22 protein-coding genes are annotated in these 18,950 nt (G+C 46.8%); 11 read left to right on the top strand and 11 right to left on the bottom strand.

Annotated elements, in window-relative coordinates; translation table 11 throughout:
* Positions 1–32: 32 nt before the first annotated feature.
* Together BLR32_RS02650 and BLR32_RS02655 are read left to right on the top strand one after the other, a co-directional pair.
* Positions 33–1,679 carry an NAD(P)/FAD-dependent oxidoreductase gene (locus BLR32_RS02650; protein WP_089828690.1) on the top strand — a complete coding sequence of 549 codons (1,647 nt, stop codon included), beginning with the start codon at positions 33–35 and terminating at the stop codon, positions 1,677–1,679.
* A 359-nt stretch (positions 1,680–2,038) separates the two neighbouring features.
* Positions 2,039–3,238 (top strand): hypothetical protein, encoded by a 1,200-nt coding sequence (locus BLR32_RS02655; protein WP_143011340.1) that lies wholly within the window; start codon positions 2,039–2,041, stop codon positions 3,236–3,238.
* Between the two features lie 15 nt (positions 3,239–3,253).
* Here BLR32_RS02655 and BLR32_RS02660 read toward each other — a convergent pair whose 3' ends face one another.
* Positions 3,254–4,498, bottom strand: coding sequence for a DEAD/DEAH box helicase (locus tag BLR32_RS02660; protein ID WP_089828692.1), 1,245 nt, complete (start codon positions 4,496–4,498; stop codon positions 3,254–3,256).
* A 135-nt stretch (positions 4,499–4,633) separates the two neighbouring features.
* On the opposite strand from BLR32_RS02660, the gene BLR32_RS02665 reads away from it, so the two are divergent.
* On the top strand, positions 4,634–5,302 hold the full coding sequence (locus BLR32_RS02665) for a DUF1345 domain-containing protein (RefSeq protein ID WP_089828693.1): 669 nt from the start codon (positions 4,634–4,636) through the stop codon (positions 5,300–5,302).
* A 24-nt stretch (positions 5,303–5,326) separates the two neighbouring features.
* Here BLR32_RS02665 and BLR32_RS02670 read toward each other — a convergent pair whose 3' ends face one another.
* Both BLR32_RS02670 and BLR32_RS02675 read right to left on the bottom strand, forming a co-directional pair.
* The gene (locus BLR32_RS02670) at positions 5,327–6,292 is read right to left on the bottom strand and encodes an HTTM domain-containing protein (protein ID WP_089828694.1); all 966 of its coding nucleotides are present in this window, start codon (positions 6,290–6,292) and stop codon (positions 5,327–5,329) included.
* Positions 6,293–6,304: 12 nt separating this feature from the next.
* On the bottom strand, positions 6,305–6,802 hold the full coding sequence (locus tag BLR32_RS02675) for a hypothetical protein (RefSeq protein WP_089828695.1): 498 nt from the start codon (positions 6,800–6,802) through the stop codon (positions 6,305–6,307).
* 100 nt (positions 6,803–6,902) lie between these two features.
* Here BLR32_RS02675 and BLR32_RS33925 point away from each other — a divergent pair, with 100 nt between their 5' ends.
* The gene (locus BLR32_RS33925; protein ID WP_176842140.1) at positions 6,903–7,067 is read left to right on the top strand and encodes a hypothetical protein; all 165 of its coding nucleotides are present in this window, start codon (positions 6,903–6,905) and stop codon (positions 7,065–7,067) included.
* 6 nt (positions 7,068–7,073) lie between these two features.
* On the opposite strand, the gene BLR32_RS02680 is transcribed toward BLR32_RS33925, so the two are convergent.
* Positions 7,074–7,910: a hypothetical protein gene (locus BLR32_RS02680; protein WP_089828696.1), complete on the bottom strand. Its 837-nt coding sequence runs from the start codon at positions 7,908–7,910 to the stop codon at positions 7,074–7,076.
* 177 nt (positions 7,911–8,087) lie between these two features.
* Entirely contained in the window at positions 8,088–8,351 is a 264-nt protein-coding gene (locus tag BLR32_RS02685) for a hypothetical protein (RefSeq protein WP_245705336.1), read from the bottom strand.
* A gap of 348 nt (positions 8,352–8,699) precedes the next feature.
* On the opposite strand from BLR32_RS02685, the gene BLR32_RS02690 reads away from it, so the two are divergent.
* The 5 genes from BLR32_RS02690 to BLR32_RS02710 are packed head-to-tail and all read left to right on the top strand — an operon-like array spanning position 8,700 to position 12,145.
* Positions 8,700–9,377 (top strand): NUDIX hydrolase, encoded by a 678-nt coding sequence (locus tag BLR32_RS02690; RefSeq protein ID WP_089828697.1) that lies wholly within the window; start codon positions 8,700–8,702, stop codon positions 9,375–9,377.
* A 3-nt stretch (positions 9,378–9,380) separates the two neighbouring features.
* Positions 9,381–9,926: an NADAR family protein gene (locus tag BLR32_RS02695; protein ID WP_089828698.1), complete on the top strand. Its 546-nt coding sequence runs from the start codon at positions 9,381–9,383 to the stop codon at positions 9,924–9,926.
* A 4-nt stretch (positions 9,927–9,930) separates the two neighbouring features.
* Positions 9,931–10,473, top strand: coding sequence for an RNA 2'-phosphotransferase (locus BLR32_RS02700; RefSeq protein WP_089828699.1), 543 nt, complete (start codon positions 9,931–9,933; stop codon positions 10,471–10,473).
* 10 nt (positions 10,474–10,483) lie between these two features.
* Positions 10,484–11,413: an ADP-ribosylglycohydrolase family protein gene (locus tag BLR32_RS02705; protein WP_089829889.1), complete on the top strand. Its 930-nt coding sequence runs from the start codon at positions 10,484–10,486 to the stop codon at positions 11,411–11,413.
* Positions 11,414–12,145 (top strand): metallophosphoesterase family protein, encoded by a 732-nt coding sequence (locus BLR32_RS02710; RefSeq protein ID WP_089828700.1) that lies wholly within the window; start codon positions 11,414–11,416, stop codon positions 12,143–12,145. It begins immediately after the preceding gene.
* Between the two features lie 4 nt (positions 12,146–12,149).
* Here BLR32_RS02710 and BLR32_RS02715 read toward each other — a convergent pair whose 3' ends face one another.
* Both BLR32_RS02715 and BLR32_RS02720 read right to left on the bottom strand, forming a co-directional pair.
* The gene (locus BLR32_RS02715) at positions 12,150–12,713 is read right to left on the bottom strand and encodes a hypothetical protein (RefSeq protein ID WP_143011341.1); all 564 of its coding nucleotides are present in this window, start codon (positions 12,711–12,713) and stop codon (positions 12,150–12,152) included.
* 161 nt (positions 12,714–12,874) lie between these two features.
* On the bottom strand, positions 12,875–13,423 hold the full coding sequence (locus BLR32_RS02720; RefSeq protein ID WP_089828702.1) for a hypothetical protein: 549 nt from the start codon (positions 13,421–13,423) through the stop codon (positions 12,875–12,877).
* Between the two features lie 93 nt (positions 13,424–13,516).
* Between BLR32_RS02720 and BLR32_RS02725 the strand changes: the two genes are divergently transcribed.
* Positions 13,517–15,772: an InlB B-repeat-containing protein gene (locus BLR32_RS02725; RefSeq protein WP_089828703.1), complete on the top strand. Its 2,256-nt coding sequence runs from the start codon at positions 13,517–13,519 to the stop codon at positions 15,770–15,772.
* A 1-nt stretch (position 15,773) separates the two neighbouring features.
* Here the strand turns inward: BLR32_RS02725 and BLR32_RS02730 are convergent, their stop codons facing one another.
* Genes BLR32_RS02730 through BLR32_RS02745 form a run of 4 tightly spaced genes read right to left on the bottom strand, consistent with a single transcriptional unit; the run spans position 15,774 to position 18,039 of the window.
* The gene (locus BLR32_RS02730; RefSeq protein WP_089828704.1) at positions 15,774–16,277 is read right to left on the bottom strand and encodes a hypothetical protein; all 504 of its coding nucleotides are present in this window, start codon (positions 16,275–16,277) and stop codon (positions 15,774–15,776) included.
* 38 nt (positions 16,278–16,315) lie between these two features.
* A complete protein-coding gene (locus tag BLR32_RS02735; RefSeq protein WP_089828705.1) occupies positions 16,316–16,540 on the bottom strand; it encodes a hypothetical protein in 225 nt (74 codons plus the stop codon).
* A gap of 44 nt (positions 16,541–16,584) precedes the next feature.
* Positions 16,585–16,935, bottom strand: coding sequence for an antibiotic biosynthesis monooxygenase family protein (locus BLR32_RS02740; RefSeq protein WP_089828706.1), 351 nt, complete (start codon positions 16,933–16,935; stop codon positions 16,585–16,587).
* 9 nt (positions 16,936–16,944) lie between these two features.
* Positions 16,945–18,039: a cytochrome P450 gene (locus BLR32_RS02745; protein WP_089828707.1), complete on the bottom strand. Its 1,095-nt coding sequence runs from the start codon at positions 18,037–18,039 to the stop codon at positions 16,945–16,947.
* 51 nt (positions 18,040–18,090) lie between these two features.
* On the opposite strand from BLR32_RS02745, the gene BLR32_RS02750 reads away from it, so the two are divergent.
* Positions 18,091–18,759 (top strand): ArsR/SmtB family transcription factor, encoded by a 669-nt coding sequence (locus BLR32_RS02750; RefSeq protein WP_089828708.1) that lies wholly within the window; start codon positions 18,091–18,093, stop codon positions 18,757–18,759.
* The last annotated feature ends 191 nt before the right edge of the window (positions 18,760–18,950 follow it).

The following is an 18,950-nucleotide window of genomic DNA, read 5'->3' on the forward strand; positions in this document are numbered from 1 at the left end:
ACTACCATTTAATAGACTCCAAAAGTTAGCCCATGGATCAACCCATTTTAATACCACAAACAGATAGCCAGGTTCCCGTAAAAAGAAAAGCAATCATTATAGGAGCTGGCCCCGCCGGATTAACGGCCGCATACGAATTATTGAAGAGATCCGACATCATTCCGGTGATACTGGAAAAGTCAGGAGATATTGGTGGTATCTCAAAGACCATTAATTATAAAGGTAACCGCATGGACATCGGCGGTCACCGCTTCTTTTCGAAATCAGACCGTGTAATGAACTGGTGGCTGAACATACTCCCCGCCCAGGAAACAGGCGCCGAAAAGTTCACCATCAGCTATCAGAATAAATCCAGGCAGGTAGCACCCGGTGAAAGTGTTACCTCCGGCAACAGCGACAAAGTAATGCTGGTGAGAGAACGTCTCTCCCGCATCTACTTCCTGCGCAAATTCTTTACTTACCCGATACAGCTTTCTATCGATACACTAAGGAAACTGGGAATAGGCACCACCATCTCTATCCTGGTTTCCTACCTTCAGGCCCAGCTATCGCCCCGTAAACCGGAGAATAGCCTGGAAGACTTTATGATCAACCGCTTTGGCAAAACACTGTACAAACTATTCTTCAGAGACTATACTGAAAAAGTATGGGGAGTACCCTGCCACGAAATTCCGGCAGAATGGGGTGCACAACGTATCAAAGGCGTGAGCATCCGCAAGGCTATTCAACATGCTATTCAGTCGGCCGTTAAAAAGAAAAAGAAGACACCGGGAGACATTGCCCAGAAAGATACCGAAACCAGCCTGATAGAGCAGTTCCTCTACCCTAAACTCGGCCCCGGCCAGTTGTGGGAAGAAGTGGCCCGCCAGGTACAGGAAATGGGCGGTACGATCCTGATGCACCACGACGTGATCTCTGTCAATACACAAGACGGTAAAGTAACCGCCGTAGAGGCCTTTAACAAACAAGACCTCCAGACCGTAGAACTAAAAGGGGACTATTTCTTCAGCACCATGCCGATAAAAGAGCTCATTGCCAGCATGGATGCAGACATACCGCAGAATGTGCGGGAAGTAGCAGCCGGACTGCAATACCGTGATTTCATCACCGTAGGCATCCTGCTCAAAAACCTATCTGAACAGGATAAAAGGACTGGTAAATGGAAGCCCTTACAGCTAAAGGATACCTGGATCTACATACAGGAAAAAGATGTAAAAGTGGGCCGCCTGCAGTTGTTCAACAACTGGAGTCCTTACCTGGTGAAAGACCCTAATACAGCCTGGGTAGGCATGGAATTCTTCTGTAATGAAACAGACGATTTCTGGAAACTGCCTGATGAGAAGATCGCCGCACTTGCCATCCGTGAGCTGCAGAAAATAGGATTGGCCAATACCAGCGATGTGCTGGATTCTACCGTACTACGTGTAGAGAAAACCTATCCTGCTTATTTCGGTGCCTATGAGCGTTTTGATGAAGTGAAACATTATGTGAACACCTTTCCAAACCTCTTCCTGGTAGGAAGAAATGGTATGCACAAGTACAACAACGCTGACCACTCTATGCTCACAGCGATGGTGGCAGTAGACAATATCATTGCTGGTGAAACGGGGAAGGATAACATCTGGTCCATTAATACGGAACAGGAGTATCATGAAGAAAAAACGGGACAGCATGCCTGATCAGCTATACATGAAATTAGCCGGACAGGAGTGCCCGGCTACATGTATACAGACTAAAAAATTCAATCAGGATGCAATGATACACCTTTCAACATTGAAATAAGTTAATGCGAGGTTAACAGAATTAAATTTCCCTTTTGTAACCGCAAAGTTCATCCGGCGCTTCATGCCACTGTTTCCTCAGCGTCGCGATTACGCTGATCGTTGACCCGGCTGTAGGAATATTGGCCTGGTAGCGGTAACACCACACCCGGGCCATTTTCCTGCAAACAGCAAGATATGGCGGATCAGGAATAATACTGAAATCGTAGACGTCATTCCTGGTTGTAGATTTCTAAATCCCTAATTTATTTTTTACCATGCGAACGCCATTGTTACCGCTGCAACAGCTGTTGGACAGCATGCAGCACCCACCACGTCTGAATGATCCATCCGCTTATGAAATGGCCAGTACCATGCATAAACAATCCCTGGCTGCCATAGAGGATATTACGCTTGCATTTGAAGAGTGCCTGGCGGCTGGTGTTAGTGAACAAACCCTTCATAAATATGTGAGCACCTGCCAGGAGAAGCTTACCGCACTTTGCAACGACGTGCCTTTCAGCTGGCTGGAAGTGGAAACATCCGCCCCTGTAGAATACGACGAATGGCGCTACCTCTGTAATGATATCTGTCATCAGCTGGAAGATCTCATTCTTTACCTCATGTTTACCTATGCCAGGTTTTATAACAAAATGGCGGTCACGCCAAATGTATACCGGGAACTGATGCGGCAACGCATCGCTCCCGGTCTTTCTGTGATCCGCAGCTGGTTCAATGAGACAGATGAAACTTGTCGTGAGTTGCAAATGATGATCCTCGGTCTGTATGATGCTTTCCTGCCAGAAGTGCCTAATAAGATGAACTACTATCAACTGGACTTCCTCCGGGAACTGCAACAGGCGCTGCTCAAATACTGGTCGCAGGAAGACAATACACTGGAGCATGGGTTACTACAGCAATTGCTCTTTTCCCTCAACTTCAACAGCACGGACTATTATCATTATTGTACTTCCTATATCAGTCAGCAGTTGGCAGAACTGCCAGACACGCACACTCAGCTGGACCTACTATCCTTTATCCATAAAACACTCTGCCAGATACCCGTCAAACAAGGACTGGCCTATAGTCATGATGCGCCATCCATTATCGCGTTATTGAAGGAATGGTTGCAGGTAGAGAGTAAATACCTGCAGTCAAGAATGAAACGTCATTCATCCAAGAGTGTGAAGAAGTTCAAAACCCTGCCGGAAAATTTCAAACTGCAAACCAGTATGACACTGCCTGAGCTGGCAGCATTTTTCAGGATCTTAAAAGAAGCAGGCATTATAGAAAACAGGAATATGCAGGATGTATTCCGCCTGTTGGCTCTCTGCTTTTCTGTGCAGAAAAAGGAAGCATTCGAAGGAAGTTTGTTCCAGTCAAATTACTACCATATTTCAGGGGAGACATTAAAAAAGATGGAGGATCTGGCGCATTCATTGGTCAGGAAAACCCATCAGCTAAAGAAAGGATTGTAAGCCACTACGCATGGCTTACTTTTTCTTTTTCTTCTTTTTCTTCAGCATTTCCTGCTGCTTATTATGCTCATCCAGCAGCAGCTGCCAGTTATCATTCGGGATATCTTCAGAGAAACTAATCGTTTCCCGGTAATCATTCTTGTCTATTTTCATGACGGTGATCTCCTTACCAATGTAAGCCTGGATCGCTTCCAGCACCGGCTTTTCTTCCTCGCTGCAGAAAGAGACTGCCTGTCCTTTTTTAACGCCACGGCCTGTACGTCCCACACGGTGTACATAGTTTTCCGGCACGTCCGGCAGGTCATAATTCACCACGTAATCCACATCCGGGATATCAATACCACGGGCATTCACATCTGTGGTGATCAGGAGTTTGATATCGCCCTTCTTGAATTCGTCCATTATCTGCAGCCGGTTATCCTGCTCCTTACCGCCATGCATGGCCAGGGATTTGATACCTACACGCTCCATGGCAGCTACCACCCTTTCTACGCGCACTTTCGTACGTGCAAACACCAGAATCTTACTCTCAGGGAATTCTTTCACCAGTCTTTCCAGGAAGAAACGCTTGTCGTCCATCTCCACATAGGCTACGGCATGCTGTACGTTCTTAGACACGGGATCCTGCGGAGAGATCTGGATCCTGATAGGGTTCCTTACTACGGAATAGGCCAGGTCTTTGATCTCTTCATCGATGGTAGCAGAGAAGAACAGGGTCTGGTGCTTACGGGGCAGATGTTTCAGCACATCCCGGATATCCCGGATGAACCCGAGGGCCAGCATATGGTCTGCCTCGTCCAGGATCAGGATCTCTGCCTGGCTGAGGTCAATAAAGCCCTGGCTGATCAGGTCAAACATACGGCCTGGTGTTGCCACCAGCACATCCACACCCTGGGCCAGCTTCTTCAGCTGTGGTGCCTGGTCCACGCCCCCATGCAGCCCTAATATGTTCAGTTTCGTGTATTTAGCAACTTTCTCAAACACTTCCGAGATCTGGACGGCCAGTTCACGGGTGGGTACCATTACCACACATCTCACTTCACCCTTCGACTTCCGGGGATGGTATCTTTGCAGCATATGCAGCACAGGGATAGCAAAAGCGGCTGTTTTACCGGTTCCTGTCTGCGCAATGGCCAATACGTCATCCCCCTTGAGGATGGAAGGAATTGCCTTAAATTGAATATCCGTAGGACGTCTAAAACCCAACTCGGCTAAACTTCTCTTAATCTCTTCGGAAATATGGTACTGCTCAAACTTCATGCGGCAAAGATAAGGCTAGCAACTGACATTGGCGAGAAGAGGGGATACAGGGGGCAGACCGACTGATTCAGCGTCAGTAGCACCAGCCCTTGGCATACAACATGTAATAGCTATATTTAAAGATAATTCAATTCCATGAGAGGCAGATTCTTCGTCAGATTGCATCCGATACACCGCATATTGATCAGTGCCGGCATCGCAGGCCTGGTATTCCTGCTTACACAGGCAGCGTCTTTAACCCCGCTTATCAAAATAGTGTTATTATGGGATGTATTTGTGCTGACATATAACATCACCTGCTGGATCGTGTTTTTTAACCGCAGCGTGGAGGAGATCCGGAAATATGCCAGGAAGGAGGACGGCAGCCGGATATTCGTGTTCGTCGTGATCCTGCTGGCCTGTTTTGCCAGTATGCTGATGGTATTGCTGCTGATGATCTCCGACGAGTCTAAAGAAGCAGACAAACTGCTCTATATACCGGTCGCCATATTCGGCATCCTGTTTTCCTGGGCCATGGTGCATACGATGTTTGCCTTCCACTATGCCCATATCTACTATGACGACGATGAGGAGAAAGTGGAAAAACAGGCAGGAGGCCTGGAATTCCCGGAAGAACCAGAGCCAGACTACCTGGATTTTGCCTATTTCTCCTTTGTGATCGGGATGACCTTCCAGGTATCAGACGTGGAGATCAGCGCCCGTAAACTACGTCGTATAGCGCTACTGCATGGCCTTCTGGCCTTTCTGCTGAACACTTTCGTGGTAGCGCTGACGATCAACCTGGTGGCAGGACTAAGGGGTTAACGGACTCCAATGAACGCAGGCCTGTTATTCATACTGGTGCCAGAATGCCTGTGTAGCCAGTTGTCCGGCTCTTTGCAGGCGTTTCCTTTCCCGCAGGGGTTGTACAATGGCACGGTTGGCATGCTGCAAATAAGGCCAGCCAAAGGCCGCAGTATTGAAAATGATCATGATAGAAGAGAATAGTTGCAGTCCCATGAAGACGGCAATGCCCATATGCATCAGCACAATAGCCAGATAGCCATAAGGGCGGGTGCGGCGCCACCAGATAAAGAAAGGATAACCTATCTCCAGCAACAGCGTGGTCCATCCGATCACTTTGGCCAGCAATGGGAAACTGGCCATCCAACGCATATCAAAACGGGCAAACTGTCCCTGCATCAGGGTCTGCCAGATGGCTTCCCCATTCCACCATTGAATACCCATCGCTTTTTCGACACCGGAAGCAATGTAGACTACACACAGGTGTAACTGTAACACCCGGATCGACAAGGTATTCCATTCATTGGCTGCAGGCTGGGTATGACGGGAAAAATTATTCCAGGAGTATACATCCCCTACTGGCATCAGGATACAATAGAACAGGGCGATATGCATAAACGTTTCTACGCCATATGCGGCCATAAAACCGGTGTTAATAAACGTAAACTGTAATGCCCATGCAATAAAAGCGGCGTACCGGGTGAATTTGCCCAATAAGAGGAGGACAAGACTACACAGGTAAACACCCATCAGCACATATACCCAGGTATCTGCAGCAATGCCTGTCACATCTACCAATGGTTGCAGCCAGGATAACTGGGGCATATAAGGATCCACAATACCACTACTGATAGACCAGGGTACGAGTCCGTTGGCGCCGTACAACAGGGTAATACTCCCTGCCAGCCAACCGCCCTGCACTAAACCTAACAGGGCAATCGCTATTCTGAAAAATGCCAGTGGCTCGCCCGTGGAAGGAGCCAGGAAGAAGCGTTTAAGATGGGTAAGCATAGTGGGAACGTTTTAAATCTTTGCGGGTGTTTTTCTGAAATCTTTTACCAGGAATGGCTCCCACTTCGGCACAGCGCCAGCGCGGTAGGCGGCCATCTCCGGGACCTTCTTGCCGATGACGGTCACCCGTACCATCTGGCTGGAAGGATTTTGACGTAACATATAAGCAGCACAGCTCTTTGCCAGTAAGGACTGGGCTTCGTCAATGCTGAAAAAATTATAGATGGTTTGTATGCGGCGGTTGCACTCCGTATTGCTGCTTTCCAGCCGGGTTACCCGCTGTTCTGTACCATCTGCAAGCGTGTATACCACTGCTATTTCATTACCGATATGTGGTGCGAAAAAGCTGAAGATATTTCCGCTGCCGGTATAGTCGCCATAGGCGGTGATCTGTTTCAGCCACCAGGATTTGTGTGTTGTCCATTCTTCCAGGTGAGCGGCGTGTAAGGCAGCTACCGTGAGGTGGAAGATGGCGAGCCCTATCCAGCAGAAATGTTTTGTTGATATCATGATTAGATATTGTTTATCTAATGATAAATATGATGCATTGTTGTCCCCCGGTTAACACGGCTGCAAACACGACGCCTCTGACAGAGTAATGCTGCCCCTGATGAATGTTCCGTCTGTTGTGATATCCGTACCTGGTCCGCTGACAGTGATTGCGTACAGGGTACTGACTACACTTTTGGGGAAATCAGTTGAATCATACATCAGTATCAGCAATAGCACCGGGGAAATCGCTCCCCGGATGCTATTACTGGTGAACCGTGTGTGAAAAAGCTTAGAATCCAATTACGGCGCCACCAGCTACTTCTTCGACATTCAGTTTTTCGAAGCGGGTATCCAGGCGGGCGAAATTGGCGCGGATATCTTTCAGGATTTCAGGATCGAAACAACCGATCAGGTTGGGGAACCTTTTTCTGAGGATATCTTCCCATTTCAGGCCAGTGTAGATAGTCAGACGGGCTCCGGCGGTAGGTACCTGAGTAATATCAGCAGTGCCATAAAAACCACGGGTAAAGTAAGGCAGTGTACCGGCTGGGATTGACAGGCGGAATTTTGACAGCGTTGCCTGTCCGATTACTTTCTGATCTACTGCATCGGGCACTAAACGTGCACCGGCAGCCAGGAAAGATTTGGTAGCAAGCAGTTGTTGTCCTTTACCGACTTCAAATACTCCCAGATCAAAGAACTGTTTTGGGTCCACTTTCTGTGCCAGTGCTGCTGCACGGGAGGCAACATCCAGGATGGGGATCATGGTAGGACAGGTTTTGATCCAGATCTTCCGGAAGGGGATCTTTTCATAACCGATCTTCGCCAGTTCAGGGAATGGCGGACGACCACCGGGACCAAAGAACTGTGTTTCTTCGGACAGGCTGCCATAACGGGCTTTGGTAATGTAGTTGTTAGCTGGTAATCCTTCGAAGGCCAACAGGTAGGTATCCGGTGAAAGGTCTTTCAGGATTGCATCCAGTTCATCAGTGCCATCCAGTCTGGCGCCGGTTTCAGTCGTGGAACCAATAGACGATTGTGGGGTTGCCTGCTGGTCTTTCTTGCAGGAAAACAGTGACAGGGCAGCGATTGCAGCCACACCTGTAAACAGGAGATGTTTGCGCATTTTCTTTTGGGGTTTGGGGTGAATAATTAATCGATGACACAAAATTCAATCAATTCACCCTGCCCGACAAGTGCAAAAACTCCTGTTTTACTACGTATAAATACGTAAACAATGGAAAAATCAACAGATGGGCTACAGCAAGCAGCCCATCTGTTTCATAATTTCATTCAACTGTTCTTATCTCAGGAACAGGATCTTGCCGGCCTCACTTGGTTTGTAGGTGCCGGTAGCGCTGTCAAATGTATAAGTACAGGTACCGAAATGGTCCCATGCACATACATAGTCATAATCCTTGATGCCTGCTACAGCAAACTCGCCCGTACTGGTTTTGTAGTACTTGGTTTCAGCACGTTCAGCCTTGTTTTGCAGACTGGTAGCTACTGCTGTACCGGCGGCAAGGGTAACGGCTACCGCCATTAATGCGAATCTTACATTTTTCATTTTGTGGTCTGATTTTGTAGGTGAACGGGGGTAACAACAGGATGACATTGTTAACAGCATTGCCGCTGTTAATATATTAATATCGGTTTCCTTGCGATGTTCTTATGTGCTTATCGAAGTTTGCCAGTGGTAACAATGAACGTTTTACTTTTTTCCGTTTCATGGGTTTACATTTTGTGTCGTGACGGGGTTAACTTAATAGGGTACTGAAATTTTCATGGATGATAAAAGGCCGTCTTTCCTTCATTGATGACACGAAGATATAATAGTCTGCTGCTACATCACAGCAGTTATGAAATTGATATTGGAATATTTACTATCTTTGCGTCGAATTAACACAAATAGTAAATGAAACCCTTTCACAGTTATCAGAACCCCTCCCTTGCAGTGGATTTGGTTGTATTTGGTTACAGTAAGCAGCAGCTGTCCGTTTTACTTCTGAACAGAAAGGAAGAGCCCTTTAAAGACCGCTGGGTGCTTCCCGGCGCCTTCCTGCAAATGGAAGAACGCTTCAAGGATGCCTGTTCAAGGGTGCTGAAAACCAAACTGGGAATGGATGACGTCTACCTGGAGCAATTATACTCTTTTGATGAACCAGACCGCGATCCTCGTGGCCGGGCGATATCAGTGGCACACTATGCACTTGTCAACCCTTCCAAAGTAGCGGTTGCTGCGGGTAGTATGGCGAATGATGTCAGCTGGTTTAATATTAACGAGTTACCTGCACTGGGGTTTGATCATGATATCATCTTCCAGCAGGCACTCCAGCGCCTGCGCTCCAAGATCACTTATTTCCCGGTGGGATTTGAGTTGCTGGATGATCTGTTCACTATGCCGGAGTTGCATGAGCTATATGAGTGTATACTGGATACGACGATTGACCGCCGCAATTTCAGGAGGAAGATCCTTGACTCGGAATATATTATTAACACCGGGAAGAAAAGAGAAGGGTCGCAGAACAGGCATCCTGATTTATATAAATTCAATAAGAAGTTAAAGAAGAACGGCTTCCAGATAAATGTCTGAACTATGAAATACAATAATGAATGGCTGATCAAACGATATAAGGCCAAGGAAAAGTTAACCTACACTTTCTTCTGGGGACATAAAGGAGAACCCGGCAACGTCACTAAAAGCTGTTTCAGTCAGTGGTGGCCAGCTGCTTTTAAAGATGAACAACATGTTTACCCTACAGCAGAACATTGGATGATGAGTGAAAAGGCAAGGTTGTTCAACGATGCTGCCGCAGAAGAAAAAATCCTCAAGGCCCCGACACCGGCAGATGCCAAAAAGCTGGGCAGGCTTGTACAACATTTTGATCCCGCTACCTGGGATGCAAAAAAATTCAACATCGTAGTGAACGGTAATCTGCTGAAATTCTCTCAGTACCCAAAAATGAAAGAATTCCTGATCAATACCGGCGATACGATCATCGTAGAAGCAAGTCCGCTGGACCGCATCTGGGGGATAGGTATGGGCGCCAATCATGAACATGCGGAGAATCCACTCCTCTGGCGGGGAAGTAATCTCCTGGGATATGCCCTGATGGAAGTCAGGGACCAATTAAAACAATAATAAAATGAACGAACAACAAAAGAAAAGTGTCAGCAAATTTCTGAGCCTGATACTAAGACATCAGCCGGAAGTTATCGGCATCACACTTGACGAAAACGGCTGGACTGACGTAGATGAACTGATCGCTAAAATGAATACCAGTGGGCATCGTATTTCTTTCGATGAACTGGAAGAAGTGGTAGAGACTAACGATAAACAACGTTTCGCTTTCAGTGACGATTATAATAAAATACGCGCCAGCCAGGGCCATTCTGTGAATATCTCCCTGGGCCTGGATCCGCAGGAACCACCGGAATATCTTTATCATGGAACAGTAGCAAAGTTCCTGGACAGCATTCGTAAAGAAGGACTACAAAGGATGAGCCGTCAACACCTGCACCTTAGCCGTGACAGGGAAACTGCTATGAAAGTCGGTAGTCGCCGGGGCATTCCGGTGATCCTCAATATCAACACCGGGGCAATGCATCAGGATGGTTTTCTGTTTTACCTATCGGACAACGGCGTCTGGCTGACGGATCATGTACCGGCGAAGTATATCAATTTCTAAAATGAGCCCTATGTCCAACAGAAACTTTATTAAAGACGCTTTATTAGGCGTAGCTACAGGTGATGCATTGGGAGTGCCGGTAGAATTCCGCTCCAGAAGTTTGCTACTCCGGGAGCCTGTCACGGGAATGAGAGAATATGGTACACATCATCAGCCAGCGGGTACCTGGTCTGATGATAGTGCTCTTACCTTTTGTCTTGCAGAGATGTTGTGCAACGGATACGATCTGCAAGATCTGGCGAACCGTTTTGTTAACTGGAAAAATTACGGTTACTGGACACCCCATGGTGATGTATTTGACATGGGTATCGCCACAGCGGGAGCTATTACACGTTTGCAAATGGGCACCGCTCCTGTCCTTGCCGGAGGCACTACAGAAGGCAGCAATGGCAATGGATCGCTGATGCGCATCCTGCCATTACTCTTCTATATAAAAGATATGACTATAGAAGAACGCTTCAAACATGTACAGGAAGTTTCGTCTCTTACGCATGCGCATCTGCGGTCTGTCAATGCCTGCTTTATTTACCTGGAGCTGGCACTGGCTATTCTGAACGGGCAATCCAAAAAAGAAGCATATGAAACAATCTGTTTCACATTGACAGATTTTCTGCAGAATAAGGAAACGCCCTATTTCAGCAAGATCCTGTCAGGAGAGTTGCCGCAATTACCCATAGAAGAAATTCATGGTACAGGATATGTACTACGTACGCTGGAAGCATCAATCTGGTGTTTGCTTAATACCAGCTCTTACAGCGAAGCTGTACTACAGGCTGTAAATCTGGGAAATGACACAGACACAACAGCGGCAGTGACCGGTGGATTGGCAGGACTACTCTATGGTTGGGAGACGATTCCAGCTGACTGGCTAAATGTTTTGGCCCAAAGAGGTGCAATTGACCAGTTGATTATTAACTTGCAGGCCAAAATATACAGGTAAATGGCGCGGACGTTTGTAATTGGGGATATACATGGCGCATTGAGAGCGTTGGAACAGGTGCTTGACAGGATTAAACTGAAAGCGGATGATCAGCTCATCTTTTTGGGTGACTATGTTGATGGCTGGTCGCAATCTGCACAGGTCATTGACTACCTCATGCAACTGGAAAAACAATACCATTGCACATTTATCAAAGGGAATCATGATGCCTGGTGCGAAGCATGGCTGATGGGAGGATTTCCTGACCAGACCTGGCAGTTCAATGGAGGCCGTGAAACAGTAGCCAGCTATGAAGGGTTTAGTCAGTCGCAGAAAAATAGTCATATCATCTTCTTTAACCGGATGAAAGATTATGTTGTTGATGAGGAAAACAGATTGTTCATACATGCAGGATTTACCTCCATGCATGGCCCTGCGATGGAAAGATATGACACCAGTTATCACTGGGACAGAACCTTGTGGGAAATGGCTATTACGATGGATAAGCGTATCAAGAAAGACTCCAAGTTATTTCCTAAAAGATTGTTAGTCTTTAATGAGATCTTTATTGGTCATACTCCTACTATCAATTATGATGTAGATGTTCCTATGAACGGTTGTAATGTGTGGAATGTAGATACGGGGGCAGCCTTCTATGGCAAACTGACGGCAATGGATATTAAGACTAAAAAGTTCTGGCAGAGTGATCCAGTTCAACAATTATATCCAAACGAAAAAGGAAGGAACCGTTAAGACGTTATTTTATTAATAACGTTAATTCTTTTTTTACTAATGGAAGATCTTTATCAGTGATGTCGGTTTCATAATAGTAAAGCACGCCATCTTCCATTACAATTCTGTTTTCAAGATCTTCATCACTGAGATAATCGCAGGCGGTGGGAATAGTCCAGTAATCTGTGATCCTCGTCCATCTGCCTGCTATATAAGACCATGTGCTGGCTGTATACATACAGGCATGCATAGATTGTACAAAGATCGAAATATCATCATCTCCATCCCCATCCAGATCGCCTTCATTCACCAGCCTGATATGTCTGCCTGTTACTACGGGCATTGGTTTTATCTTGTTATCCCTGAACCGGACAATATATTGTGTTTCGCTTGTTACTTCAACGCCTTCTTCAGTTGGCTTTTCACTATCGATCCTACCGAAAAACACGCCATACCCGATGTCCCGGCTGGTATCTGCATCGAAGTGCCCTTCTATACGGACAGTGTCGGGAATGATCTGGATATCTTCCGGTGGAGACGAAAGTATCATGATACCAGTGTCAATAGCTGGTTCAGCTGTGTTATTCATGCCGATGGCTTTTGTGCTGGGAGCCTCTAAAGTGGAATGGCAGGCCGGTAACAAAAAGAGACATAAGGCATAAAGGGACTTTTGCATCTCACGTAAATTCTTGATACTAAAGTATTAATTTATTTACGCTTTCTCAAACAATTACTATAGTTCTCAATGATTTAGTGCTGAGCGTGCGGCAGCTCCAACTTCTCTCCGGGAGAGTCATCATGTTCATAAAAGTAAGGAGTACTATCTTTTAAAACAATCTTTCCTTCAGCTTCAATCTGGTCCAGAGCTCCATAGTAGCCACCAAATTCAAAGGCTGTAATTTCCTCCCATTTGCCATTCTGATAGGTATAACTGTTAAATATCACCATTCCTGTAAGCAAGTATTGGCGGATAACAGAGATCTCATCTTTTCCATCGCGGTTAATATCTCCCTCATTGACAAGCGTTACAGCTGCGCCACTCAGATCAGATAGTGCCCCGATCCCTTCCCGGAAACAAAATTTATACTCATAAGTAACGCTATCCTGGTGATTATCCTCTCCATGCTCATAATCTTCAGGATTAAATTGCTGTATATGCTTATTTACTACAACCAGACATCCTGAGTCAGCTGTATTGTCTCCGTCGAAGTTGCCGGTAATGAGCACAGAATCACCTACTTCAATGGATTTTTCTGCTTCGTAAGTGTTTTGAACCGGAGGATACGGAGTGGCAGCCACTTTAGAGTGGGAACGTTTGCGTAAATATTTACGCTGTCTTCTGATCGCTCACGTATCAAATCCTGTAATTTCAGTAACAAATAAAACCCCGTTATGAAAACACTAATACTACTGGCACTTTCATGCCTTCTGGGAGGAGGTATGTCTTATGCTCAAACCACGCTGTATGTCGCTCCCGGCGGCTCAGCATCTAACCCTGGAACAAATATCAATGCTCCCACAACATTTGCCAATGCACTGGCTACCATTCCTGCAGGCGGCACTATTTATCTGAGAGGAGGCACTTACAGTTTTTCTGCATCGGTGATCATTGCTGCCACCAACAATGGTACATCATCCGCCAACAAGAATGTTACAGCATATGGCAGCGAAGTGCCAGTGCTTGACTTCTCCGGACAAGCGGTTGCAGACGCTAACCGTGGAGTAGTGCTGGATGGCGACTACTGGCATTTTACTGGCATTACTATCACAGGTGCTGGTGATAATGGCATGTTGCTGGCAGGCAATAACAACATCATCGAAAAATGTATTTTCAGCAAGAACCATGACAGCGGTCTGCAGTTGAGTCGTTATGTTACCTCCAACACAACTATCAGCTCCTGGCCTTCCAACAACCTTATCCTGAACTGTGAAGCATTTGACAACCAGGATCCGGATAATGAAGATGCTGACGGATTTGCCGCTAAATTAACCTGTGGCACAGGTAATGTATTCAGAGGCTGTATTTCTCACAACAACATTGATGATGGATGGGACCTCTATGCCAAAACTGAGACAGGCCCTATAGGCCCTGTAACGCTGGAAAACTGCGTATCATACGGTAATGGTACACTCAGCAGCGGCAGTACTTCCGGTAATGGCGACAAGAACGGCTTTAAACTGGGTGGGTCAGGTATTGCAGTGAATCACATTATACGTCGCTGCGTGGCTTTCAATAATGGCCATCATGGTATTACTGACAACAACAATCCTGGCGCCATGGAAGTGTCTAACAACACCAGTTACAACAATGCAGAATCCAATTTCAACTTCAGGGATGGCAGTACTGCTACCTACAGGAATAACCTGTCGTTTAATGCCGGTTCCAGCGACAAATCCATCGGTACAGAAGCGGGTTCCAGCAATGTATGGTGGAAGAACAATGTGAGCACCAATAGTGGCAGCCTGGTAGTGAGCAGTGCTGACTTTATTTCTACAACTCCCAGTGTTGGTAAGAACTCAGACGGTAGTCCTAACCTGGGTAACTTCCTGGCACTGGCAAGCGGTAGTGATCTGATCAATACCGGCGTAACGGCTCCTGGTATTACGTACACGGGTTCCGCTCCCGACATAGGCGCGCGTGAATCTGGCAGTACCAGCAACCCGGGTACTTATACACTCAGTCTTACTGCTTCACCTGCGGCAGGAGGTACTGTGACAGCGAATCCAAATGCGTCATCCTATACCGCAGGTACTGTAGTTACACTGACAGCTACTCCTGCCAGTGGTTATACCTTCTCAGGATGGAGTGGTGCAGCCAGTGGTACATCCACGACTACGACTGTTACTGTTAATTCCAATCTCTCAGTCACTGCCAGCTTTACTGCCAACAATGGCGGAGGTGGAGGTAATACACTCCGCATAGACGATGCAGCTAGCGCTACTGGCGGTTATTGCAGTGCGGATGGTAGTCGCCAGAACAGCTACAGCGGCGCAGATGGTGGCTATTACATCAACCTGTCTAACGCTACCGCGAAAGGCGTGAATTATAGTATTACCGTGCCATCGGCAGGAACATATTCCTTTGTATGGAGATATGCCAATGGTGGTTCCAACGTTTCTACTACTGCACGTTTGCTGGTAAATGGCAGCACAGCGGTATCAAGTGTATCCTTCCCGAAAACCAGCGCCTGGACGGCATGGACTACCACAGCTGCGGTAACGGCAACACTTGCCGCTGGCACCTATACCGTGCGGATTGAGACTACATCTTCGACTGAATTTGCCATTATAGACTGGCTGGAAGTAACTGGTAACAGTCCGTCGGCAGGTGCATGCAATGCCGGTGCGCTTAGTGCGGCAGCGTATAAAGGAGAAGATACCTACACAGTGGTGAGTGAAGCAGCGCGTGTTTATCCTAACCCGGTAGTGAACACCTCTACTATCAGCTTTTATAATAAGCAGGAAACAAGGGTAGCTGTCAGGTTATTTGATGCCAGTGGCGCGCTTGTGAATACAGTGACCAACCAACGCTATCCTGCAGGACAACATCAGTTGACGGTTGATTGCAGCAGACTGGTGAAAGCTGTGTATTTTATCAGAGTAGAAAGAGAAGGTAAGAGTGAAACGTTAAGGATCATCAAAGAATAAGTTACAGTTGCTCTCCCGGCTTCAGTGCTCTGCCCCGCTGTTGTTCAGCGGTAGCAAAAGCCTCATCCGAAAGCGCCTGAAATCCTTTGGGCGCTTTCGATGCCGGGCCTTTATAAATACCTACAAAAGGTTTTGAAAATGTTTTACGGGTTACGGGATCTGTCATCCGGAAATATTGCGGGAACCAGCCCTGCACCATACGATGATCAGGTGCCGCCTTTTGCGTAACTTTAGCCTTGTTCTCCAGGATCTTTTCAAGTGAGATTTTATTGATATCTGCTTCCCTGAAGAAGTAAACGCGACGGCCTTTTAATCCATTTCCGCTTTTGAATACCCCTGCATGATGCCATTCCGACGCAAAAGGTTCTATCTCTTTGGCACTGATCTTAGTATTGAATTTTTTAGATAACAGCGCGGCTACTTCGCCAGCTTTTAACAGTTGCTTGTCTTCAGCATCCTGGTAATTTTCAGACTTTCCCTCCTGCAGATATTTACGCATCTTCATGAGGGAAAGTTACAATAATCTACAAGCCTGGTAAAAAACTAATTTTCAATAGTGATCTTTTCTCCCTTCCCGGATCTCAAAGCAATCGCAAGAGCAATCAAGCCGGAGCCTGCAAGAACGGCGCCACCGACAAAAGGAAGACCTGCACCAATGAGATCTGGTATACTGGCCGAAAAAAGAAATGGTAAGCAGAAGACCATACCGCCAATACCGGCAATGATAGCGGCGATTCCCCCTACAAGTACAATAGTTTTCAAAGACATAATTATTTCATTTAGGTATAGATATACACAAGATATACTTTTACCTATAATCTGTCATGAAATTTCTGGCTGTCTTCCGGCGCCTCTGCTCTTTCAAACATGCCATAATCCCTGCTCACGACAGCAATACGCAAGCGATAATTCTCAAACACATGATCACGTCCTTGCGACTGTGCCATACGATGCATCTCTGTATTGCGCCATTGCTGAATAGCTGTTTCATCCCGCCAGAAAGACAAGGATAATATCTTACCGGGATCAGTCAGGCTCTGAAAGCGCTCTATGGAGATAAAACCGTCTATCTCTTGCAGCAGGGGACGAAGGGAAGCGGCAATATCCAAATATACCTGTCGTTCTGTTTCCCTGGGAATCACTTCAAAAATTACTGCTATCATAATAAGTCTTTATTTAAGCGTTATTAACATATTGTCGGGAATACGTGCATTTAACAAGGGCGCATAATGAACAAGGGGCTCTTTCAACTGTACCAGTGGATAGTGTTCAAAAAGCCAGGCTAGTGCTTCAGTTGTCATGCCAGTTGAAAAGCGGTGTGCTACGCATTGATGGATGCCTGCTCCGAAAGTCAGATGAGTATTATTGTTAGAGCGGCAAGGATCGTATTGATCCGGATGAGCGAACTGTTGTTCATCTCTGTTTGCAGCTGCGAGTACTACAATGATCGTTGCCCCTGCGGGGATGGTATGATCTTTTAATTTCAGGTCTGTGGTAGTTATCCTGCGGGTATGGTGGATTGGCGGATCAAAGCGTAAGGTTTCCTGTACAGCTGTCCGCAGGTATTGCTTTTCCAGTGGCCTTTCATCAACGCGTAAAAAATGTAGCAGCGCATTTGCCAGCAGACCGCTGCCGGCATCGTAACTCTGTATCAGCAGTCCGACGAGATTACTGACTGCTGCCGGAATATATTCTTTGTCAACGATGTTCATCCGTTGCAAATGCTCAGACACTACTTCATAAATATCTGCCGCTACCGCGTTAATGGTAGCTATCTGCACGGGTGTTTTTACCGGCAACATCATACTGACGAGGCGGGGAATACAACCGGTGATCAGTGCTATGTCTGATGGTCGAAATCGTAGTCCTTTCAGGATGAGCAATGCAGGTAAGCGCTGACAAACATCCTTTACCCAATCCATCTCCGGCTCTGTTAACAGTTCTTTCAGCACTGCATCCACTTGCACAGGTTGTATTTCCTGGTGAAGTTGCATGGTTACTTCCCGAAGCATAGTGTGCTGTGGCGGGTTACTCAGGCGGACCAGCTTACCGGATAACAGCAATGCCGCTTCATTCAGGCCTTCCATGCTTACAACAGGTATCTGCATCATGGGATGTTGCAATACCGTTTTGCAGTCACTATAGCTATGTACCGCCCACACATTAGCATCTGCATCAAAACAGACTGGCGCTTCCTGCAGCCGCTGCCGGTACACAGTATAAGGGTCGGAGACTTCAGATTGACGGAATAATATCTTATGTGTCATGCTGCAAGATTAACTAGCTTTACATACAAATACTTCAGTCCACGCTTAAATATGGAAACAGCCTTTAAACAAATTGCTGCCCTGATCGGCGATCCGACCCGCGCCACCATCTTATGGACATTGCTGGATGGGAAGGCATTCACCGCTACAGAGCTTGCGATAGCGGCAGATACCTCTCCACAGAATATCAGTATGCATCTCAATAAACTGGTACAGGCAGATCTTTTAAGTGTGGAAAGCCAGGGAAGACACCGGTATTATAAATTCTCGCGGAAAGATGTAGCCTATGCCATTGAAGCACTGGCGAATCTCATTCCGGCAGCGAGAAACGCGCCTGTCGTTGAACAGGATTCTGCGGTTAAGTATTGCAGGACCTGTTATGATCATCTTGCGGGTAAAATAGGTGTGGCGATTACGGATAGTCTTATTCACCAGGAAATGCTATCTGAAACATTTGACCTGACTACCAAAGGCAATAAATGGTTCGGGAAAATGGGCATCAATACAGATGTACTGAAGCAACAAAGGCGCACCTTTATACGGCCATGTCTTGATTGGAGTGAAAGACGCCATCACCTGGCAGGGGCTGTTGGCGCAGCCCTGCTGGATATGATGCTATCGGCCGATTGGTTGCGCAGGACCAGGCAGTCCAGGGCGATAGTGATTACCGCGGAAGGGGAGAAAATGTTGAGGCAACATTTTAGATTGACGGTAGGGTAATTTGATTTTGTGAAACGTGCTACGTACCCTATCCCGCATTATCGCCCCCGGGTTTCCATTCCACGGGTTATACCCGGGGTTACACCCCGCCCGGGGTTGCACCCTACCCGGGGTTACACCCCACCCGGGGTTATCACCCCGCCCGGGTTATCACCCCGCGCTACAAACACGCAGCTCCTAACGGAGCGGAT

This window comes from Chitinophaga filiformis, from assembly GCF_900102545.1.
In the GTDB taxonomy this organism is placed as follows: domain Bacteria; phylum Bacteroidota; class Bacteroidia; order Chitinophagales; family Chitinophagaceae; genus Chitinophaga; species Chitinophaga filiformis.

Excerpts from the sequence above, each read along its gene's own strand:
- BLR32_RS02650 (WP_089828690.1), top strand. The coding sequence starts at position 33 with ATGGATCAACCCATTTTAATACCACAAACAGATAGCCAGGTTCCCGTA.
- BLR32_RS02655 (WP_143011340.1), top strand. The coding sequence starts at position 2,039 with ATGCGAACGCCATTGTTACCGCTGCAACAGCTGTTGGACAGCATGCAG.
- BLR32_RS02660 (WP_089828692.1), bottom strand. The coding sequence starts at position 4,498 with ATGAAGTTTGAGCAGTACCATATTTCCGAAGAGATTAAGAGAAGTTTA.
- BLR32_RS02665 (WP_089828693.1), top strand. The coding sequence starts at position 4,634 with ATGAGAGGCAGATTCTTCGTCAGATTGCATCCGATACACCGCATATTG.
- BLR32_RS02670 (WP_089828694.1), bottom strand. The coding sequence starts at position 6,292 with ATGCTTACCCATCTTAAACGCTTCTTCCTGGCTCCTTCCACGGGCGAG.
- BLR32_RS02675 (WP_089828695.1), bottom strand. The coding sequence starts at position 6,802 with ATGATATCAACAAAACATTTCTGCTGGATAGGGCTCGCCATCTTCCAC.
- BLR32_RS33925 (WP_176842140.1), top strand. The coding sequence starts at position 6,903 with ATGAATGTTCCGTCTGTTGTGATATCCGTACCTGGTCCGCTGACAGTG.
- BLR32_RS02680 (WP_089828696.1), bottom strand. The coding sequence starts at position 7,910 with ATGCGCAAACATCTCCTGTTTACAGGTGTGGCTGCAATCGCTGCCCTG.
- BLR32_RS02685 (WP_245705336.1), bottom strand. The coding sequence starts at position 8,351 with ATGAAAAATGTAAGATTCGCATTAATGGCGGTAGCCGTTACCCTTGCC.
- BLR32_RS02690 (WP_089828697.1), top strand. The coding sequence starts at position 8,700 with ATGAAACCCTTTCACAGTTATCAGAACCCCTCCCTTGCAGTGGATTTG.
- BLR32_RS02695 (WP_089828698.1), top strand. The coding sequence starts at position 9,381 with ATGAAATACAATAATGAATGGCTGATCAAACGATATAAGGCCAAGGAA.
- BLR32_RS02700 (WP_089828699.1), top strand. The coding sequence starts at position 9,931 with ATGAACGAACAACAAAAGAAAAGTGTCAGCAAATTTCTGAGCCTGATA.
- BLR32_RS02705 (WP_089829889.1), top strand. The coding sequence starts at position 10,484 with ATGTCCAACAGAAACTTTATTAAAGACGCTTTATTAGGCGTAGCTACA.
- BLR32_RS02710 (WP_089828700.1), top strand. The coding sequence starts at position 11,414 with ATGGCGCGGACGTTTGTAATTGGGGATATACATGGCGCATTGAGAGCG.
- BLR32_RS02715 (WP_143011341.1), bottom strand. The coding sequence starts at position 12,713 with ATGAATAACACAGCTGAACCAGCTATTGACACTGGTATCATGATACTT.
- BLR32_RS02725 (WP_089828703.1), top strand. The coding sequence starts at position 13,517 with ATGAAAACACTAATACTACTGGCACTTTCATGCCTTCTGGGAGGAGGT.
- BLR32_RS02730 (WP_089828704.1), bottom strand. The coding sequence starts at position 16,277 with ATGAAGATGCGTAAATATCTGCAGGAGGGAAAGTCTGAAAATTACCAG.
- BLR32_RS02735 (WP_089828705.1), bottom strand. The coding sequence starts at position 16,540 with ATGTCTTTGAAAACTATTGTACTTGTAGGGGGAATCGCCGCTATCATT.
- BLR32_RS02740 (WP_089828706.1), bottom strand. The coding sequence starts at position 16,935 with ATGATAGCAGTAATTTTTGAAGTGATTCCCAGGGAAACAGAACGACAG.
- BLR32_RS02745 (WP_089828707.1), bottom strand. The coding sequence starts at position 18,039 with ATGACACATAAGATATTATTCCGTCAATCTGAAGTCTCCGACCCTTAT.
- BLR32_RS02750 (WP_089828708.1), top strand. The coding sequence starts at position 18,091 with ATGGAAACAGCCTTTAAACAAATTGCTGCCCTGATCGGCGATCCGACC.